Origin of the sequence: Methylobacterium sp. GXS13 (genome assembly GCF_001455965.1) — a bacterium.
GTDB lineage: Bacteria > Pseudomonadota > Alphaproteobacteria > Rhizobiales > Beijerinckiaceae > Methylobacterium.
In genome coordinates this window covers 602,062-619,406 of sequence record NZ_LKKO01000001.1, presented here as the reverse complement: position 1 = coordinate 619,406, position 17,345 = coordinate 602,062, and the positions used below count along the sequence as shown (strand labels likewise).

17 protein-coding genes are annotated in these 17,345 nt (G+C 70.2%); 15 read left to right on the top strand and 2 right to left on the bottom strand.

The annotated features are described in order from the left end of the window. The first annotated feature begins 49 nt into the window (after window positions 1-49). The 7 genes from miaB to AO398_RS02985 all read left to right on the top strand — a co-directional run bounded on the left by miaB (window position 50) and on the right by AO398_RS02985 (window position 7,789). The gene (miaB, locus tag AO398_RS03015) at window positions 50-1,387 is read left to right on the top strand and encodes a tRNA (N6-isopentenyl adenosine(37)-C2)-methylthiotransferase MiaB (protein ID WP_058190495.1); all 1,338 of its coding nucleotides are present in this window, start codon (window positions 50-52) and stop codon (window positions 1,385-1,387) included. A 60-nt stretch (window positions 1,388-1,447) separates the two neighbouring features. Next, window positions 1,448-2,530 (top strand): PhoH family protein, encoded by a 1,083-nt coding sequence (locus tag AO398_RS03010; RefSeq protein ID WP_058190494.1) that lies wholly within the window; start codon window positions 1,448-1,450, stop codon window positions 2,528-2,530. After that, the gene (ybeY, locus tag AO398_RS03005; RefSeq protein WP_058190493.1) at window positions 2,527-3,012 is read left to right on the top strand and encodes an rRNA maturation RNase YbeY; all 486 of its coding nucleotides are present in this window, start codon (window positions 2,527-2,529) and stop codon (window positions 3,010-3,012) included. Before AO398_RS03010 ends, ybeY begins: the two co-directional genes overlap by 4 nt. Before the next feature lie 36 nt (window positions 3,013-3,048). Next, on the top strand, window positions 3,049-4,188 hold the full coding sequence (locus tag AO398_RS03000; RefSeq protein ID WP_058190492.1) for a hemolysin family protein: 1,140 nt from the start codon (window positions 3,049-3,051) through the stop codon (window positions 4,186-4,188). A gap of 111 nt (window positions 4,189-4,299) precedes the next feature. Further along, a complete protein-coding gene (gene lnt, locus AO398_RS02995; protein ID WP_244498640.1) occupies window positions 4,300-5,883 on the top strand; it encodes an apolipoprotein N-acyltransferase in 1,584 nt (527 codons plus the stop codon). Further along, entirely contained in the window at window positions 5,880-7,109 is a 1,230-nt protein-coding gene (locus AO398_RS02990) for an MFS transporter (RefSeq protein ID WP_058190491.1), read from the top strand. The genes lnt and AO398_RS02990 overlap by 4 nt, the downstream gene beginning before the upstream one ends. 182 nt (window positions 7,110-7,291) lie before the next feature. Then, complete coding sequence (locus AO398_RS02985) at window positions 7,292-7,789, top strand: BA14K family protein (RefSeq protein WP_160329301.1); 498 nt, start codon at window positions 7,292-7,294, stop codon at window positions 7,787-7,789. A 102-nt stretch (window positions 7,790-7,891) separates the two neighbouring features. On the opposite strand, the gene AO398_RS02980 is transcribed toward AO398_RS02985, so the two are convergent. Then, window positions 7,892-9,481, bottom strand: coding sequence for a catalase (locus AO398_RS02980; RefSeq protein WP_058190489.1), 1,590 nt, complete (start codon window positions 9,479-9,481; stop codon window positions 7,892-7,894). Window positions 9,482-9,618: 137 nt separating this feature from the next. Here AO398_RS02980 and AO398_RS02975 point away from each other — a divergent pair, with 137 nt between their 5' ends. The 4 genes from AO398_RS02975 to AO398_RS02960 all read left to right on the top strand — a co-directional run bounded on the left by AO398_RS02975 (window position 9,619) and on the right by AO398_RS02960 (window position 14,123). Beyond that, a complete protein-coding gene (locus tag AO398_RS02975) occupies window positions 9,619-10,548 on the top strand; it encodes a LysR substrate-binding domain-containing protein (RefSeq protein WP_058190488.1) in 930 nt (309 codons plus the stop codon). Window positions 10,549-10,876: 328 nt separating this feature from the next. Beyond that, entirely contained in the window at window positions 10,877-12,367 is a 1,491-nt protein-coding gene (locus tag AO398_RS02970) for an argininosuccinate lyase (protein WP_058190487.1), read from the top strand. Window positions 12,368-12,720: 353 nt separating this feature from the next. Then, on the top strand, window positions 12,721-13,779 hold the full coding sequence (locus AO398_RS02965) for an AbrB family transcriptional regulator (protein ID WP_058190612.1): 1,059 nt from the start codon (window positions 12,721-12,723) through the stop codon (window positions 13,777-13,779). Continuing rightward, window positions 13,776-14,123, top strand: coding sequence for a diacylglycerol kinase (locus tag AO398_RS02960; RefSeq protein WP_058190486.1), 348 nt, complete (start codon window positions 13,776-13,778; stop codon window positions 14,121-14,123). The genes AO398_RS02965 and AO398_RS02960 overlap by 4 nt, the downstream gene beginning before the upstream one ends. A 13-nt stretch (window positions 14,124-14,136) precedes the next feature. Here AO398_RS02960 and AO398_RS02955 read toward each other — a convergent pair whose 3' ends face one another. Then, window positions 14,137-14,502 carry a DUF5615 family PIN-like protein gene (locus AO398_RS02955; RefSeq protein ID WP_058190485.1) on the bottom strand — a complete coding sequence of 122 codons (366 nt, stop codon included), beginning with the start codon at window positions 14,500-14,502 and terminating at the stop codon, window positions 14,137-14,139. A 121-nt stretch (window positions 14,503-14,623) separates the two neighbouring features. On the opposite strand from AO398_RS02955, the gene AO398_RS29280 reads away from it, so the two are divergent. The 4 genes from AO398_RS29280 (at window position 14,624) to ilvA (ending at window position 17,344) form a co-directional block, all read left to right on the top strand. After that, window positions 14,624-15,115: a hypothetical protein gene (locus AO398_RS29280; protein ID WP_244498639.1), complete on the top strand. Its 492-nt coding sequence runs from the start codon at window positions 14,624-14,626 to the stop codon at window positions 15,113-15,115. Window positions 15,116-15,207: 92 nt separating this feature from the next. Continuing rightward, window positions 15,208-15,459, top strand: coding sequence for a type II toxin-antitoxin system ParD family antitoxin (locus tag AO398_RS02945; protein WP_082643102.1), 252 nt, complete (start codon window positions 15,208-15,210; stop codon window positions 15,457-15,459). Continuing rightward, entirely contained in the window at window positions 15,456-15,746 is a 291-nt protein-coding gene (locus AO398_RS02940; protein ID WP_058190482.1) for a type II toxin-antitoxin system RelE/ParE family toxin, read from the top strand. Before AO398_RS02945 ends, AO398_RS02940 begins: the two co-directional genes overlap by 4 nt. Window positions 15,747-15,760: 14 nt before the next feature. Next, window positions 15,761-17,344, top strand: a complete 1,584-nt coding sequence (gene ilvA / locus AO398_RS02935; RefSeq protein WP_280139108.1) for a threonine ammonia-lyase, biosynthetic — start codon at window positions 15,761-15,763, stop codon at window positions 17,342-17,344. Window position 17,345 lies beyond the last annotated feature (1 nt).

Here is a 17,345-nt window from a genome sequence, read left to right as displayed (position 1 = left end):
GGATCGGAGCGGGCCCATGGGGAAGCGGACGGTTTTAGGGCGGCACGCGTTGAAGAAGGCCTTCGTCAAATCCTACGGTTGCCAGATGAACGCCTACGACGCGGCCCGCATGGCCGACGTGCTGGGCGCTGAAGGGTATACGGCGACCGATTCGGTGGAGGAGGCCGACGTCGTCGTCCTCAACACCTGCCATATCCGCGAGAAGGCCGCCGAGAAGGTCTATTCCGAACTCGGCCGCCTGCGCGTCCTCAAGGGCGAGCGGCAGGCCCGGGGCCTGGACACCCGCATCGTGGTGGCCGGCTGCGTCGCGCAGGCCGAGGGGGCCGAGATCCAGGTCCGCCAGCCCGCGGTCGACGTGGTGGTCGGTCCGCAGAGCTACCACCGCCTGCCGGACCTCTTGGCTAGCTCCCGCGAGCGCCGGGTGGTCGACACCGAATTCCCGGTCGAGGACAAGTTCACGCACCTGCCCCGACGCCGGACCTCTGGGCCGACGGCCTTCCTCACCGTGCAGGAGGGCTGCGACAAGTTCTGCGCCTTCTGCGTGGTGCCCTATACCCGCGGCGCCGAGGTCTCGCGTCCTGTGGCGGCGGTGCTGGCCGAGGCCCAGAGGCTCGCCGAGGGCGGGGCCCGCGAGGTCACGCTGATCGGCCAGAACGTCAACGGCTATCACGGCCTGGGCCCCGACGGCGCCCCGGTCGGGCTCGCCGAGCTGATCCGGGCGGTCGCGAAGATCCCTGGCCTCGCCCGGATCCGCTACACCACCAGCCATCCGAACGATTTCGACGAGTCCCTGGTCCGCGCCCATGCCGAGGTGCCGGCCCTGATGCCCTACCTGCACCTGCCGGTGCAGTCGGGCTCGGACCGGATCCTCGCCGCCATGAACCGCAAGCACACCCGCGATCAGTATCGCCGCCTGATCGACCGGGTGCGCGCCGCCCGGCCCGACACCGCCCTGTCCTCGGATTTCATCGTCGGCTTCCCCGGCGAGACCGATTCCGATTTCACCGACACCCTGCAACTCGTGCGCGACATCGGGTTCGAGAGCGCATTCTCGTTCAAGTACAGCCCCCGCCCCGGCACACCCGCAGCCGATAGAGGCGACATGGTTCCCGAGCCGGTGATGGCGGAACGGCTCGCCGAGCTGCAGGGGCTGCTGGATGGCCAGCGCTACGCCTACCAGCGGGCGGCGGTCGGCCAGGTCTTCGACGTGCTGGTCGAGAAGGCGGGCCGGCGCCCGGGTCAGGTTGCGGGCAAGACGCCGCACCTGTTGGCCGTGCAGTTCGACGCCGCGCCCCACCATATCGGGATGATCGTGCCGGTCCGGATCGTCGAGGCGGGCACCAATAGCCTGTTCGGCCAGTTGGCGACCGAAGCCGTGGCGGCGTGAGGATCGAGTGATGGGGATGCCGGTGAGGATCACAGGTTGAGCGCGTCGGACGGGTCTGGCATGCGCGGCGCCCTCCGGGGCCGCGGGCCGGCGGCCAGGCCGGCGGGAGCGGACGAGGCGGTCGAGGTGCCGCTCACCTTCGACGACAACCGCCTCGCGAGCCTCGTCTTCGGTCAGTACGACCAGAACGTCGCCCATATCGAGCGCCGTCTCGACGTCACTGCGACAGCGCTCGGCAACCACCTCGTCATCAAGGGATCACCTGACGCCGCCGAGAAGGCCCGGCGGGTTTTCCAGAAACTCTACGCCCGGGTTCGCACCGGCGGCAGTACCCTGACCCTCGGCGACGTCGACGGGGCGATTCGGGAATCCACCGCCCAGGCGACGCTGTTCCCTGCCGAAGCCATCGCCGCCGAGGCCGACAAGCCGCATTTCGAGCAGATCGCCACCCGCAAGCGTGGCGCCGTGCGGGCGCGTAACTCCGCGCAGGACCAGTACATTAAGCTGCTGCGGACCAACGAGCTGGTCTTCGCGGAAGGCCCGGCCGGCACCGGCAAGACCTGGCTCGCGGTCGGACACGCCGTGTCGCTGCTGGAGCAGGGCCATGCCGAGCGGCTGATCCTGTCGCGCCCGGCGGTGGAGGCCGGCGAGCGCCTGGGCTTCCTGCCCGGCGACATGCGCGACAAGGTCGATCCCTACCTGCGCCCGATCTACGACGCCCTCTACGACTTCATGGAGGCGCGCCACGTCGATCGCGGCCTGCAGACCGGGATCATCGAGATCGCCCCGCTGGCCTTCATGCGCGGGCGGACGCTCACCAACGCCGTGGTGCTCCTCGACGAGGCGCAGAACACGACCTCGATGCAGATGAAGATGTTTCTGACTCGCCTCGGCGAGGGCTCGCGCATGATCATCACCGGCGACCCGAGCCAGATCGACCTGCCGCCGGGCCAGAAGTCCGGCCTCGTGGAGGCGGTGAACGTGCTCGACGGCGTCGAGGGGATCGGCCGGGTGACGTTCAAGGACGTGGACGTGGTCCGCCACGACCTCGTGCGCCGGATCGTCACGGCCTACGAGCGCGCCTCCCACGGTGACGGTGACGCCGACCGCAATCCCAACCCCCGGCGCCGGCCCTTGGCGTGAGCACGTCCCACGCCATTGATCTGGCCGTCGAAGACGACCGCTGGGAAGCCGCGATTCCGAACCTCGAATCGCTCGTCGTCCGGGCCGTCGAGGCCGGGCTCGCGGCCGCACCGGAGCCGCCGGACGGACCCGTGGAGGTCAGTGTCATGCTGACCGACGACGCCGCCGTCCAGGAACTCAACCGCACCTGGCGCAGCAAGGACAAGCCCACCAACGTCTTGTCCTTCCCGGCCGCCCCGCAGCCCCGGCATGCGGGTGTGGCGCTGCCCCTCGGCGATGTGGTCCTTGCCTACGAGACCCTTGTGCGCGAGAGTGCCGAGCAGTCGAAGCCGCTCCAGAATCACCTCGCGCACCTCCTCGTCCATGGCACCCTGCATTGTCTCGGTCAGGACCACGAGATCGGTGAGGCCGAGGCCGAGGCCATGGAATCGCTCGAAGTCGCAGCCCTTGCGACGCTGGGCATTCCGGATCCCTATGCCTGAGCGGCCGATACCCAACCGCCCCCAGATCCGAGAGACATGAGCAACGATCGAAGTCGCGGCGCGGCCCTGGCCGCGCCCAGTTCCACTGAGGGCGAGTCCCAGTCCCGGGAGCCCTGGTACGACCGCCTCCTGCAGGCGCTCCACCTCAAGCCGCGCGATTCGCTGCGTGAGGGTCTCGAGGAGGCGCTCGCCGAGCCCGATGCCGGCGAGAGCGGTCTCACCCCCCTCGAGCGGGTGATGCTCAAGAATGTGCTCGGCCTGCACAAGGTGCGGGTCGACGACGTGATGGTCCCCCGGGCCGACATCGTCGCGGTCTCGAACGACACCAATCTGGGCGACTTGCTCAAGCTGTTCCGCAACGCCGGTCATTCCCGCCTGCCGGTCTATGGCGAGACGCTGGATGACCCTCGCGGCATGGTCCACATCCGCGACCTCGTCGATCACATCGCCGCCAAGGCCGAGCCGACCCGGCGCAGCCCCAGCACCGCCGCGGCTGTCCGGCCCGCCGTCCCCGCCGAGGGTGAGGCCGACGCCACCGTCGCGCCGCGGCCTGCCCGTCGGGCGCCCGTGCGGCTGCCCCGGGCGCTCGATCTCGGCAAGGTCGACCTCACCACGACGCTCGCCGCCGCCCGCATCCAGCGGCCGGTCCTGTTCGTGCCCCCGTCCATGCCAGCCATCGACCTGCTGGTGCGGATGCAGGCGACGCGGACCCACATGGCCCTCGTCATCGACGAGTATGGTGGCACCGACGGGCTGATCTCGATCGAGGATCTGATCGAGGTCGTGGTCGGCGACATCGAGGACGAGCACGACGTCGCCGAGGCCAAGCAGGTCCAGCGGGTCGACGGCGAGGACGAGGTGTTCGTGGCCGATGCCCGCACGCCGCTGGCCGAGGTCGGCGAGGCCACCGGCGTCGACCTCGTGGCGGCGGTCGGCGACATGGCCGAGGAGATCGATACCCTCGGCGGCATGATCGTCACCCTGGCTGGCCGGGTCCCGTCCCGGGGCGAGCTGATCGTCGGGCCGGGCAACCTCGAATTCGAGGTGCTCGATGCCGATCCCCGTCGCCTGAAGCGCCTGCGCTTCCACAAGGGCGCGGCGCGGATCGGTAACGTCGTGCCGCTCGCCCTGCCGCCGCCCTCCCCGCCTCCGGTTCCCGAGACGCCGCATCCATGACGGTCTTTGCGTGACGGGTGCTGCGTGGCGGTCCTGACCGTGGAGCGAGCCCGGGCGGCTTCCGGTCCGAGCGGTCCCCCGGGCCGCCCCTCCCCGAGCTTCGTGCGAATCATGACACGGCTGACCGGCTGGCGGCGGCTCGGGCTTGCCTGGCTCGCCGGCGCGCTGGGGGCCCTGGTGATGCCGCCCTACGGGTTCCTGCCGGCCCTGGCCGTGTCCCTGTCGGTGGCGGTCTGGCTTATGGACGGGGCTGCCGCGGATCGGACTGCCTTGCGGCGTCTCCGGCCGTGCTTCCTGATCGGCTGGGCCTGGGGCTTCGGCTATCTCACCGCCGGCCTGTGGTGGCTCGGCCAAGCCTTCCTGGTGGAGGCCGACGAGTTTCTGTGGGCCCTGCCGCTCGGCGTCGTGGGATTGCCCTTCGCGTTGGGCCTGTTCTACGGAGCGGGCTTCGGCGCGGCCGGCCTGCTCTGGGCACGTGGTCCGGCTCGGATCGCCGCCCTCGCCTTCGGGATCGGTGCCGCCGAGTGGCTGCGCGGCCACGTGTTCACGGGCTTTCCCTGGAACACGCTCGGGATGGCGCTCGCCCAGAATCTCTGGCTGCTGCAATGGGCTGCCGCCATCGGCCTCTACGGCCTGACCGTGCTGGCGGTCCTGATCTGCGCCGCGCCCGCGACCTTGGCGACCGGCTCGCATTCGCGCAGCCGATTCGGCCCGAGTGCCGCCGCTGCGATCGTCCTGGTCGGGATGGCGCTCTACGGCGCTGCACGCCTCGGGCTGCCCGACCCGGCGGTCACCGGTGTTCGGCTGCGCCTTGTCCAACCGAACCTGCCGCAGGATGCCAAGTTCCGGCCGGAGAACCGCGCCGACATCGTCGACCGCTACATCGAGCTGAGCCAGCGCCCGACCGAGGCCGGCGAGCCCGAGCCGACCCATATCGTCTGGCCCGAATCGGCCTTCCCGTTCCTGATCCAGCGCGATCCCGACGCACTCGCCAAGGTGGCCGCCGGCCTCAAGCCCGGGCAGCACCTGATGACCGGCGCGGCGCGGGCGGAAGAACCCCTGCCCGGCGAGCGGCTCCGCTACTTCAACGCCGTCATGGTGATCGGGCCGGACGGCGTGATCTCCGACACCTACGACAAGGTCCACCTCGTCCCGTTCGGCGAGTACCTGCCGGCGCCCCTCGACGCGGCGCTGCGGGCGCTGGGTCTGCGCCAATTCGTGGCGATCCCCGGCGGCTTTTCTGCCGGATCCCTGGCGGCGCAGCGGATCCTGACCGTACCGGGCCTGCCCCCGGTGGCGGCCACGATCTGCTACGAGGCGATCTTCCCGCACGCGATCCTGCCGGCGGCCCCGTCCTCGGCGCCGCGGCCGCCCGGCCTGATCCTGAACGTTACCAACGATGCCTGGTTCGGCGACACGCCGGGCCCCCGCCAGCATCTGGCCCAGGCCCGGCTGCGCGCCGTCGAGGAGGGCCTGCCGTTGGTCCGCGACGCCAATACCGGGATCTCCGCGGTGATCGACCCGCATGGCCGCATCATCGCACAGACCGATCTCGATCGAGAAACCTGGCTCGATGCCGACCTGCCGGCGCGTATCGTCGGCGGTACCCTGTACGGCCGGTTCGGCGACGCCGCCTTCGCGGTGATGCTCGCCGCCTGCCTGGGCGGCGCCCTCACCGCCCGGCGGCGGGCATGAGCCGGGAGCGGACAGCCTCGGGCGGGATCCTGCTCGCGCTCGCCCTGATGCTGGTGGCGTTCAACCTGCGCCCGGCGCTGAGCACGATCGGCCCGCTGCTGGCGACGATCCGGGAGAGCACCGGACTGAGCGCCGGTGGGGCTGCGATCCTCACCACCCTGCCGGTCCTGTGCCTCGGGATCGCCTGCGCGTTGGCGGCACCGCTGATCCGCCGGATCGGTCCCGATCTCGCGGTGCTGGTCGGCGCCACGATTCTGGCCGCGGGCCTGGCCCTGCGCGGTCTCGGCGGGCTCGGGCCGCTCTTTGCTGGAACGGCGCTGGCCGCCATCGGGATCGGGCTCGACAACGTGCTGCTGCCGGCCCTGGTGAAGCGCGACTTCTCGGGCAGCGGCGGCCTGATGACCGGCCTCTACACCATGACGCTCTGCCTCGGCGCGGCGGCGGGCGCGGGCGCCGCGGTGCCGGTGGAGCATGCGCTCGGTGGCGGCTGGCCTTCGGCGCTCGCGATCTGGGCGCTCCCGGCGCTGGTCGCGGCATTCCTGTGGATCCCGTTCGCCCGCCGCACGGCCTCGACCAGAGCCCCCTCGGCCGGGCGGCTGCTGCGTGATCCGCTGGCCTGGTGGGTCACGGGCTTCATGGGCCTGCAATCCTCCCTGGCCTACACGTTGTTCGGCTGGCTGCCGCTGCTGCTCCAGGCCCGGGGCCTCTCGGCGCTGGACGCCGGCCTCTATGCTTCGCTGATGACCCTGGTCCAGGCGCCGGGCGCGCTGATCACCGCCATGCTGGCGGCCCGCAATCGGGACCAGCGGGCCTGGATCGTCGCGATCCCGGGGCTGACGGCGGTCGCGTTCCTGGTTCTCGCCTTTGGGCCCGCGGGATTGCGCATCCCCGCGGCCTGCGCCCTCGGCTTCGGCATCGGCGGCTGCTTCGGCCTCGGACTAACGCTGATCGTCCTGCGGGCGGCCGATGCCGCCAGCGCTGCCGGCCTTTCGGCCATGGCTCAGGGCATCGGCTATACGGGCGCCTGCCTCGGGCCCTTGGCCTTCGAGCTCGCCCATGAGGCGACGGGCGGCTGGGGCCTGGCGGGCGGCCTGTTCGTGACCATCGCGGTCACCGCCATCCTGGTCGGTCAGGCCGCCGGCCGCGACCGCAAGGTCAGCGCTGCCGCACCCGAGCCGGCCAGCACGCAGCTCCCGCCGCAGCCGGTTTCGGCCAGCGGCCGCTGAGCGCTGGGCCGGCGGCCCGACAGGCGCAGCTGCGATACCCGGAGCATGGGCGACGGCCTCTTGACGAAGGCTGCATCCGGATCACGATAACTCGGAGTATTACGCCGGGTCCGCCTGCGGGCACGACCGGCGCTGTGTGCCGGGTAAGCGCCATGATCCGAATCGACCGATCGACCCTCCGCTTGGCTTCCACCGCAATCCTGGCGCTCACGTTGCCGATGACTTGTGCCGAGGCGCGCGGTCTCGGGCCCGGTATCCCCGGCGGGCTCGGGACCCGCGTCGGCGCCTGGGGGCGGCCGCCGGAGCGGCGTCGACCAGGCCCCGCGATTGTCGGGCGGCCGCCGTATCGGCCCGGATTCGCCTACCGACGCCCGGACGCCTACCGGCCCTGGTATGGCGGCGCTTACGGCTACGGTCTCGCCGGCCTCGGGCTCGGCTTCGGCCTGGGCAGCCTCTGGGGCGATTTCGGTGATCCGTTCTTCGACGATGCGTATGTCTACGCGCCGCGGATCTACCGGCCCCCGGTCTACGTGGCGCCGGCCGATGTGCCGCCCGTGATCGAGGAGGGTCCGGCCGATCTCGACGCCGCCATCGCGGACTGCGCCCGCCGTTTCAGGACCTACGATCCGGTGACGCAGACCTATCTCGGCAGGGGCCATATAGGCCGGCACTGCCCCTGAGCGGGGACGACGCGTCGGGAGTCGGACAAAAGAAAGGCCCCGCGGATTCGCATCCACGGGGCCTTCATTCAGTAGAAGCCGGTCCGGCGGCGCGTAGGAAACTTACTCGGCGGCGACCCGGTGGGCCTGGGAGCCGTCCGTGTAGGTCTCGGCCTGCAGACGCTTGTGCGGAGCGGCGCGCCCCGGCAGCGGCGGCAGGGCCTTGGCCTTCTCGAGGTCGATGCCCGCACCCTCGGCGACGCGGCGGCCGTAATCCTCATCGGCGTGCCAGAAGTGCCAGACCATCCGCAGCTGGATCGGTTCCGGGCACTGCTTCATGTCGCCGACCAGGTTGGCGATCAGGTCGTCCCGCTCCCAATCCTGGAACGAGCGGTACCGGACGCCGGCCTGGGTGTAGTCGTCCTCGGTGCGCGAGGTCTGGTAGCGGCCGAGCTGGCCCTGCACCGGCTGGTGGTAGTCCTTCGCCGGCTTCGGGGCCTCGCGCAGGCCCTCGGCCAGGGTCGAGGGCTCGTAGTTGATGTGCTTGTTCGGTCCGGTGCCGTCGACCGAATAGGTCATCTGGCCGTCCCGCTGGTTCGAGTAGACCTTCACGCCGGGCTGCGGCGCGTTGATCGGCAGCTGGAGGTAGTTCGCGCCGACGCGGTAGCGCTGCGTGTCCGAGTAGGACAGGGTCCGGCCCTGCAGCATCTTATCATCCGAGAAGTCGATGCCGTCGACCAGCACGCCGGTGCCGAAGGCCGACTGCTCGACCTCAGCGAAGAAGTTGTCCGGCACCCGGTCCAGCACCATGCGGCCGCAGGGCAGCAGCGGGAACTGATCGACCGGCCACAGCTTCGTGTCGTCCAGCGGATCGAACGACAGATGATCGTTCGGGCCGTCCGGCATGATCTGCACGCAGAACTCCCACTCGGGGAAATTGCCGGCCTTGATGTTGTCGTAGAGGTCTCGGGTCGCGTGGCCCACGTCCTTGCCCTGGATCTCCGCGGCCTGCGCCGAGGTCAGGTTGCGCACGCCCTGCTTCGGCTCCCAGTGGAACTTGCAGAGCACGGCTTCGCCCTGGTCGTTGACCAGCTTGTAGGTGTTGACGCCCGAGCCTTCCATCTCGCGATAGTTGGCCGGGATGCCCCAGGGCGACTTGAGATGCGTCACCATGTGGATCGACTCGGGGTGCTGCGACACGAAGTCGAAGAAGCGCCACGCCTCCTGGCGGTTCGTCACCGGGTCCGGCTTGAACGCGTGGATCATGTCGGGGAACTTGATCGCGTCGCGGATGAAGAACACCTTGAGGTTGTTGCCAACCAAGTCCCAATTGCCGTCGACGGTCTTGAACTTCACCGCGAAGCCGCGCGGGTCGCGCTCGGTCTCCGGGCTCTCCTTGGCGCCGGCCACGGTCGAGAAGCGCACGAACATTGGCGTCTTCACGCCGGTCTCGGTCAGCACCCGGGCGCGGGTGTACTTGGAAGCCGGCTCGTTGCCGATCTTGCCGTACGCCTCGAAGTAGCCGTGGGCGCCGGCGCCGGCGGCGTGGACCACACGCTCCGGGATCCGCTCACGGTCGAAATGCGTGATCTTCTCGATGAACTGGTAGTTCTCAAGCGTCGCGGGGCCGCGCTCGCCGACCGTGCGGGTGCTCTGGTTGTCGCGGACCGGGTGGCCCTGGCGGGTCGTGAGAATCGGGCGTTGATCGCTCATGCGTCTCGTATCTCCGTGAAGTCCGTCACCGGCATATGGGGCCGACGCGCCAGACTGGAACCGTTCCGACGAGGTTATGGACCCTTGCGGGCCGGATGGCCAATGCATCGTCGCAAACGCCGTGATAGATGCAGCCTATGAACCTCTCGGGCCTATCCCTGCGCGACCTTGAATATGTCGTGGCCGTCGCGGACGAGGGCCATTTCGGTCGGGCGGCCGAGCGCTGCAACGTCAGTCAGCCGACCCTGAGCGTTCAGGTCCGCAAACTCGAAGCGGCGTTGGGGCTCACCCTCTTCGAGCGTTCGAACCGCCGGGTCCTGCTCACGGAGGCCGGCCAGGGGATCGTCCGGCAGTCGCGCATCGTCCTGGCCGAGGCCCAGCGCCTGCTGGCGTTGGCCACCGAGGGGCGGGGCTCGCCGCTCACCGGTCGGCTGGTGCTGGCCGCGATCCAGACGTTGGGGCCCTACTTCTTCCCGCTGGTGCTCCGGCCCCTGCGTCAGCAATACCCGCTGCTGGTCCTGTCGCTCTCCGAATCACGCACTGCCGAGATCGTCGAGGGCCTGCGCGACGGGCGCATCGACGCTGCTTTGGTCTCCCTGCCGCTGCCCCCGGTCGGGCTGGCGGTGGCGCCGCTCTTCGTCGAGCCGTTTTGGCTCGCCTGCCCGGCCGAGCACGCCCTGGCCCGCGGCGGCGCTTTATCGGCCACCGAGATCGCCGGGCCGGATCTGCTGCTGCTCGACGAAGGCAATTGCCTGCGCGACCAGGCGATCGCGGCCTGCGGCGCAGGTTCCTCCGTGGGGCGCCATGCCACCAGCCTCGAAACCCTGCGCTCCATGGTGGCGGCCGGGTCCGGATACACCCTGCTACCGGCGCTCGCCGTGCCCCCAGGTCCCGATCCGACCGGCCTGACCGTCACCCGAGCCTTCGATGTCGACGGCCCGGGCCGCACCATCGCGTTGGCCTGGCGGGCGAGCGACCCGCGCGCGCCCGGGCTGGCCAACCTCGCGGCGTTCTTCCGCGCGCATGCCGCGGCGGGCGGGGCCGCCTGCCGGGACGGGGCGGCGTAGGGTTTCAAAATGGAGTGCTTGGGCGCGGACGTTCGTCGGCACGCCCCGTCATCCCGGGGCGCCGCAGGCGAGCCCGGGATCCAGAGCCGCTGGCAGCGCCTGTTTGTGACGCGATGGAGTGTCTGGATTCCGGGCTCCGCGGTGCGGCTTCGGAATGACGGTGTGATTCACGCGGCAGCCGGCTCGTGCGTTGCACCGTACTGCCGGCATGCTGGTGACCGCTTGGTAAGCCCCCCTACCCGCGATCCGGAATGTGATGTGTGAAGACGCGCCGGATCGCAGAGAATGCCCCGGCCGGCGCGCAACGGCGGCGCCGAGGAGCAAGCACATGCTGCGCAGACTGATCGCGATCCTGGTCGCCCTCCTCACCCCCGCGGCGGCTCTCGCCGAGCCGCGCGACACCTTCGCCCGCATCGACGCCATCGATCGCGCCTCCCTGGTCATGACCGTGGAAGCCGGCATCGTCCCGCGAGACCTCGGCGCGCGGATCGCCCGTGCCCTCGATCAGGTTGCCGCGGACGCCGCCAAGCCTGGAGCCGAGCGGCCGGACGACTACCTGCGGATCGAGCCGCTGATCACCGCCGTTGCGGGCCCCGACGCCACGCGGATGCATTCCGGCCGCAGCCGACAGGACATCATCCCCACGGTTTTGAAGCTCGACCAGCGCGACCGGCTGCTCGACCTTGCCGAGGCTCTGGACAAGACCCGGGCCGCCCTCCTGACCGTCGCCGAGCGGGAGGCCGATACGATCATCCCGGCCTATACCAACGGCGTGCAGGCCCAGCCGACGACGCTGGGCCACTCCCTGCTGGGCTATGCTGCCGTGCTGGCGCGCGATGCGGACCGCCTGCGCGAGAGCTGGGCGCGGGTGAACCTGTCGCCGCTCGGCGCCGCGGCGCTCGGCACGTCGAGCTTTCCCGTCGACCGCGTTCGTTTAGCCGGGCTCCTGGGCTTCGATGCACCCGTGGAGAACAGCTACGATGCCGGACAGCTCGCCCCGATGGATCTGGGCCTGGAGCTGACCGGCCTGTCCGCAAACCTGGCGACGACAGCCGGCAGCTTCGCGCAGGACCTCTACGCCCAGTATCACCAGACCCGGCCGTGGATCCTGCTGCGCGAGGGCGCGCTGACGGGCCCGAGCAGCATCATGCCGCAGAAGCGCAATCCCGTCGCCCTCTACGGTCTGCGCATGAAGGCGAGCGACGTGGTCGGCGCCGCGCAGGCCTTCGTCATCATGGCCCACAACGTCGAGTCCGGCATGCCGGACTACAAGCGCAATCAGGCCGAGCCTCCGGGCCGGACCATCTCCGAGGCGGCCGAGACCTGCCGGCGCTGGACCCGCGTCCTCGACGGGTTGGTGATCGACCGGGACCGGGCCGCCGATGAGGTCGCGGCCGACTATTCCACCACCACGGAACTGGCCGACACCCTCCAGCGCGAGGCCGACGTGCCGTTCCGGCTCGGGCATCACTTCGCGTCCGAGCTGGTCGGCTACGGTCGCAGCCACGATCTGCGCCCGGCCGACCTGCCCTTCGCCGAGGTGAAGCGGATCTATGCCGAGGCAGCCGCAGGCACGGGGCTGAAGCCCGACCTGCCCCTGGACGAGGCGCGGTTCCGGGCGGCCCTGTCGGCGCGGGGCATGATCGACGCCGCCAAGGGCCTCGGCGGCCCACAGCCCGCGGAGGTCCGGCGCATGCTCGAAGCCGCCCGGACGCGCCTCGCGGCCGACCGGACCTGGCTGGCTGATCGCCGCACGGCGCTCGCGGCGGCAAGTGGCCAGTTGGAGGCGGCCTTCGCGGCGCTCACCCAGGTGCCATGACATCGGCCCGATGAGACGCTGGTCCAACCCCATCCCCTCATCCTGAGGAGCCCGCGTCAGCGGGCCTCGAAGGTGTCTTCCAGCCAACCGTGCGATCCCCCGAGGGCTCCTTCGAGGCTGCTGCGCAGCACCTTAGGATGAGGGGTGGGTGGGATAAGCCATGTGCCGGGCGGCGAGCGGCCGAAATGATCAGGTTTTAGAGAAACGGGCCCATGCAAGCCTGTTTGAACACCAGAGCTCGCCGGCCCGGAGATCGGCATTCCCAAAAAATCTTTGCCGTGACAGAGCCCATATTGCGGTGTAGCGGCCCTCACGCCCGGCAATCAGTGCGGGTGCATCCCCCGCCGGTCGCCTTGCCCCCCTTTCGAACACTCGGCCTCTGGGCCGCCCTCGCCGCCGTGTCCGCTGCCGTCTCGTACGGGCTCGTTCTCGCGCAGTTCCCGGCGGCCCTGTTGCTCGGCCCGATGATCGCGGCGATTGCCTTCGGGGTTGGCGGCTCCCGGCTGCACGTGCCGCGCGTCGCCTTCAACGCCGCGCAGGCGATGATCGGCTGCTTGGTGGCCCACGCGGTCACCGGGCAGATCGCCCAGACCCTGTTCGAGGACGGGCCGCTGATCGTAGCCGTGGTGCTGGTGACGGTGGCGGCGAGCGGGCTCGTCGGCTGGATCCTCACCCGGCTGCGGGTGCTGCCCGGGACCACGGCGGCCTGGGGGTCCTCCCCCGGGGGCGCCTCGGCCATGGTGGCGATGGCGGAGGATTTCGGCGCGGATCCGCGGCTCGTCGCCTTCATGCAATATGTCCGGGTTGCCGCCGTGGTGTTCTCGGCCTCGCTGGCTGCCCGGTTTCTGATGGAGACGCCAGTCCCGGGCGCCGCCGCCGGGGCGGCCGAAGTGACGGGCCCGCTGTCGCTGCTGGCGACGCTGGCCGTCGCGGTGGTCGGCGCCGGCGCTGCCCTGGCCCTGCGGGTTCCGGCCGGCGCGCAGATCGGCCCGATGGTGCTCGGCAGCCTCCTTCACGCCACCGGCCTTGTGCGGATGTCCCTGCCGGCGCCGATCCTCGAGCTCGCCTATGCCTGTATCGGCGCCTATGTCGGCCTGCGCTTCACCCGTGAAACCCTGCGGCTCACCTTCTCTGCGCTGCCCGGCATCCTGGCGGCCACGTTTTCCGTGATCGCCCTGTGTGCTGCCTGGGGCTGGGGCCTGACCTTCCTGCTGCCGATCGATCTGCTCACCGCGGTGCTGGCCACCAGCCCGGGCGGGCTTGATTCCGTGGCGATCATCGCGGTCGGCTCGAAGGCGGACGTCTCCTTCGTCCTGGCCGTGCAGACCCTGCGCCTGTTCGTCGTTCTGCTGACCGGGCCGTTGCTCGCCAAGTGGATCAGCCGGTCGGTGCCGGAGGGTGCCGCGCGATGAACGCCCTCGTCCTCGCCTTCCTCAATTCCTGGCGCGGCCTGCGCCACGGCGCCCGCACCGAGCGGGCCGTGCGGCAGGAGCTGGTGCTGCTGGCGCTCGGCGTGCCGGTGGCCCTGCTGCTGGGCGCGACCCTCTGGGTCCGGATCGCCCTGCTGGTCAGCCTGCTGCTGATGCTGGCCGCCGAGTTCCTCAACACCGCCGTGGAGAAGCTCTGCGACCACGTCCACCCGGGCCATCACCCGATGATCGGTACGGTGAAGGACCTGGCCTCGGCCGGCACCTTCATGGCGCAGATGGCGGCGCTGCTGGTGTGGGTGGCGGCGTTGGTGGAGCGGGTCGGGTGAGGTGCCCCCGGATCTATGACGCTCCGGAGCGGTGAAGGCGCCCGGCGCGGTCGATCCGGATCACGCCACCCGGCTTCCGCAGCGCCTCGTCCGCAGCCCTGAGGACCTTTCGGAACAGCTGGCCGGTCTCGCCCGGCGGCAACGAGGGCAGCAGGATCAGCCCCGGATGATCCGGCGCCCGCGCGGCCAGGGCCAGAAAATCGCCGGCGTTCACGGTGACAACGACCGCACGGGCCTCGCATGCGAAGGCGAAGATCGCTGCATCCGTCGCCTGGCGGCCGAGTTCGGCAATGGCGAGGGTCCGCTGCGCGGTGTGGCCCACCCCGTCCGCGATGCCGATCAGGGATTTCGGGCAGCACTCGTCAAGGAGCAGGTACAACGCGGCGCGCCTTCCGGGGCGGGCGACCCTGGCGCGGGCTGACGCGGTCGAAGAGGATGGCAGCGGAGACCTGATCGGGCGTCAGGTCGAATTCCTCGGCCAGCGTCTCCGGCGAGGTCCCTTGCCGGACCATGTCGGCGACGTGCCGGGCTGGGATCCGCGTTCCGCGCAGAACCGGCTCTCCACCCAGGACTTCGGCGTTCCGCTCGATCGCCTCATCGCGCAGCTGATCGAGGATCCGCAGTCGATCGGCGAGTTCGGCCTCCACAACGTCGAGGGCGACGCTGAGATGACCGATGCGGGCGGTGTTCCCGTGCGCTTCATGAGCCGCCGCGATCGCATCGCGCAAGCGTTGCCGCAGGGCCGGGGCCAGGTCGACGCGCAGATCGCGCACGGCGGCAAGATAGAGCAAATCGGCGCTGCCGATCTCGCGGGCGGTTTGGCCGCGCCCTGCGACGATCCCGGCGTCGATCTCGCAGTTCACTCCACGCACGCTGGACCGCGTGACGAAGGCGGCTTCCGGAACCGTGAGAGCGTGGCGGGCCAGCGGCATCGAAACTCATCCGTGAGGACGGATGGATTTATGATCCGAAGCACCATGGTGCAAGGTTGATCGGTTCGACGTCTCGCTGGCTGCCAAGCGGGGTCGGTATGGCATTCGGTAAAAATCTTTGCCATGCTGCGCGGCGATGGAGGCCGTTCGGCATGGTGACCCTGAACGTGTCGTTGCCTGAGGCGATGAAGGACTGGGTCGAGGCTCAGGCCGGGACCGGGCACTTTGGCAGCGCAAGCGACTATGTCCGCGATCTGATCCGCCGCGATCAGGAAAAGATTGACGGCCTTGCGCAGCTTCAGACGCTGATCGCCGAAGGGTTCGACAGTGGCGTCTCTGAGCGGTCGCTGGATGATGTCCTGACCGAGGCCCGGGAGCGCGTGCGGGTTACCCAGAATCCGTGACCATCCGGACGACGCGGCAAGCGGACCGGGATCTCATCGAGCTTTATGTGTCAGGTTCCGCCACCTTCGGCCGCGATCAGGCCGAGCGGTACTATGGAGGGCTGAAGGCCCTGTTCGCCCTGCTGGCCGAGAACCCGCTGATGGCTCGCCTCCGGGATGACTTCGTGCCGCCGGTGCGGCTGTATCCCTACCGCGCCCATGTCGTCGCATATGTTGAACAGGCAGACGGCATCCTGATCGTCCGCGTCCTGCACGGAGGCCAGGATTGGGCGCGGCATCTGACCTGACGGCCCCCGCTCGCATCTGGCGCTCTGAAGGTCTATCTCGGCCCATCCGCGCCGTGCGCCGAAGTCCCAAAACAATGACCGACTACATCCGCAAGATCCTGACCGCCCGCGTCTACGACGTGGCGATCGAGAGCCCGCTCGATCCGATGCCGCGGATGACCAAGCGGCTCGGCCGGCCCGTGCTCCTGAAGCGCGAGGACCTGCAGCCGGTCTTCTCGTTCAAGCTGCGGGGCGCCTACAACAAGATGTCGGGGCTGAGCCCGGACCAGATCGCCCGCGGCGTGGTCTGCGCCTCGGCGGGCAACCATGCGCAGGGCGTGGCGCTGGCGGCGGCCAAGCTCGGGGCCCGGGCGGTGATCGTGATGCCGCGCACGACCCCGTCGATCAAGGTCGATGCCTGCCGGGCGCGCGGTGCCGAGGTGCTGCTGCACGGCGACGCCTTCGACGAGGCCCTGGCCCAGGCGAAGATCCTGGAGGCCGAGCAGGGCCTGACCTTCCTGCACCCGTTCGACGATCCCGAGGTGATCGCGGGCCAGGGGACCATCGGCAAGGAGATCCTGGAGCAGCATACCGGGCCGATCGAGGCGATCTTCGTGCCGGTAGGCGGCGGCGGGCTGGCGGCCGGGATCGCGACCTTCGTGAAGTACCTGCGGCCCGGCACCAAGGTGATCGGCGTCGAGCCGGAGGACGCCGCCTGCATGGCCGCGGCCCTGGCTGCCGACACGCGGGTCAGCCTGCCCACGGTCGGGCTGTTCGCCGACGGCGTCGCCGTGCGCCAGGCCGGCGAGGAGACGTTTCGGCTCTGCCGCGAGCACCTCGACGAAGTCATCACGGTGGACACCGACGCCATGTGCGCGGCGGTCAAGGACATCTTCGACGACACGCGGGCCGTCTCCGAGCCCTCCGGGGCGCTGAGCCTTGCCGGGGCCAAGCTCTACGCCGAGCGCGAGGGCGGCGACGGCACCCTGATCGCCATCTCGTCGGGGGCGAATCTCAACTTCGACCGGCTGCGCCATATCGCCGAGCGGGCGGAGATCGGCGAGCAGCGCGAGGTCCTGCTCGGCGTCACCATCCCGGAGCAGCCCGGCGCCTACCGGGCGTTCATACGGGCGCTCGGGCCGCGGGCGATCACCGAGTTCAACTACCGCCACGCGCCGGGCGCCGAGGCGCAGATCTTCGTGGGCATCAACGTCGCGGGCGGCAAGCGCGAGAAGCAGGGGCTGATCGGCGATTTGCGTGAGGCCGGCTACCGCGTGCTCGACATGAGCGACAACGAGATGGCCAAGGTCCATGTCCGCTACATGGTCGGCGGCCGGGCGGTGGGCGTCGCGCATGAGCGGCTGTTCCGCTTCCAGTTCCCGGAGCGGCCGGGCGCGCTGATGAAGTTCCTGGACGCCCTGGGTCCGAACTTCGACATCACCCTGTTCCACTACCGCAATCACGGCGCCGATTACGGCCGGGTGCTCGCCGGGATCGCGGTGCCGCCGGTTGAGCGCGCCCGGTTCGACTCGGCGATCGAGGCGCTGGGCTACCCGGCCACCGACGAGACCGAGAACCCGGCCTATCGCCTGTTCCTCGACGGCGAGGCGGCCGCGTAGG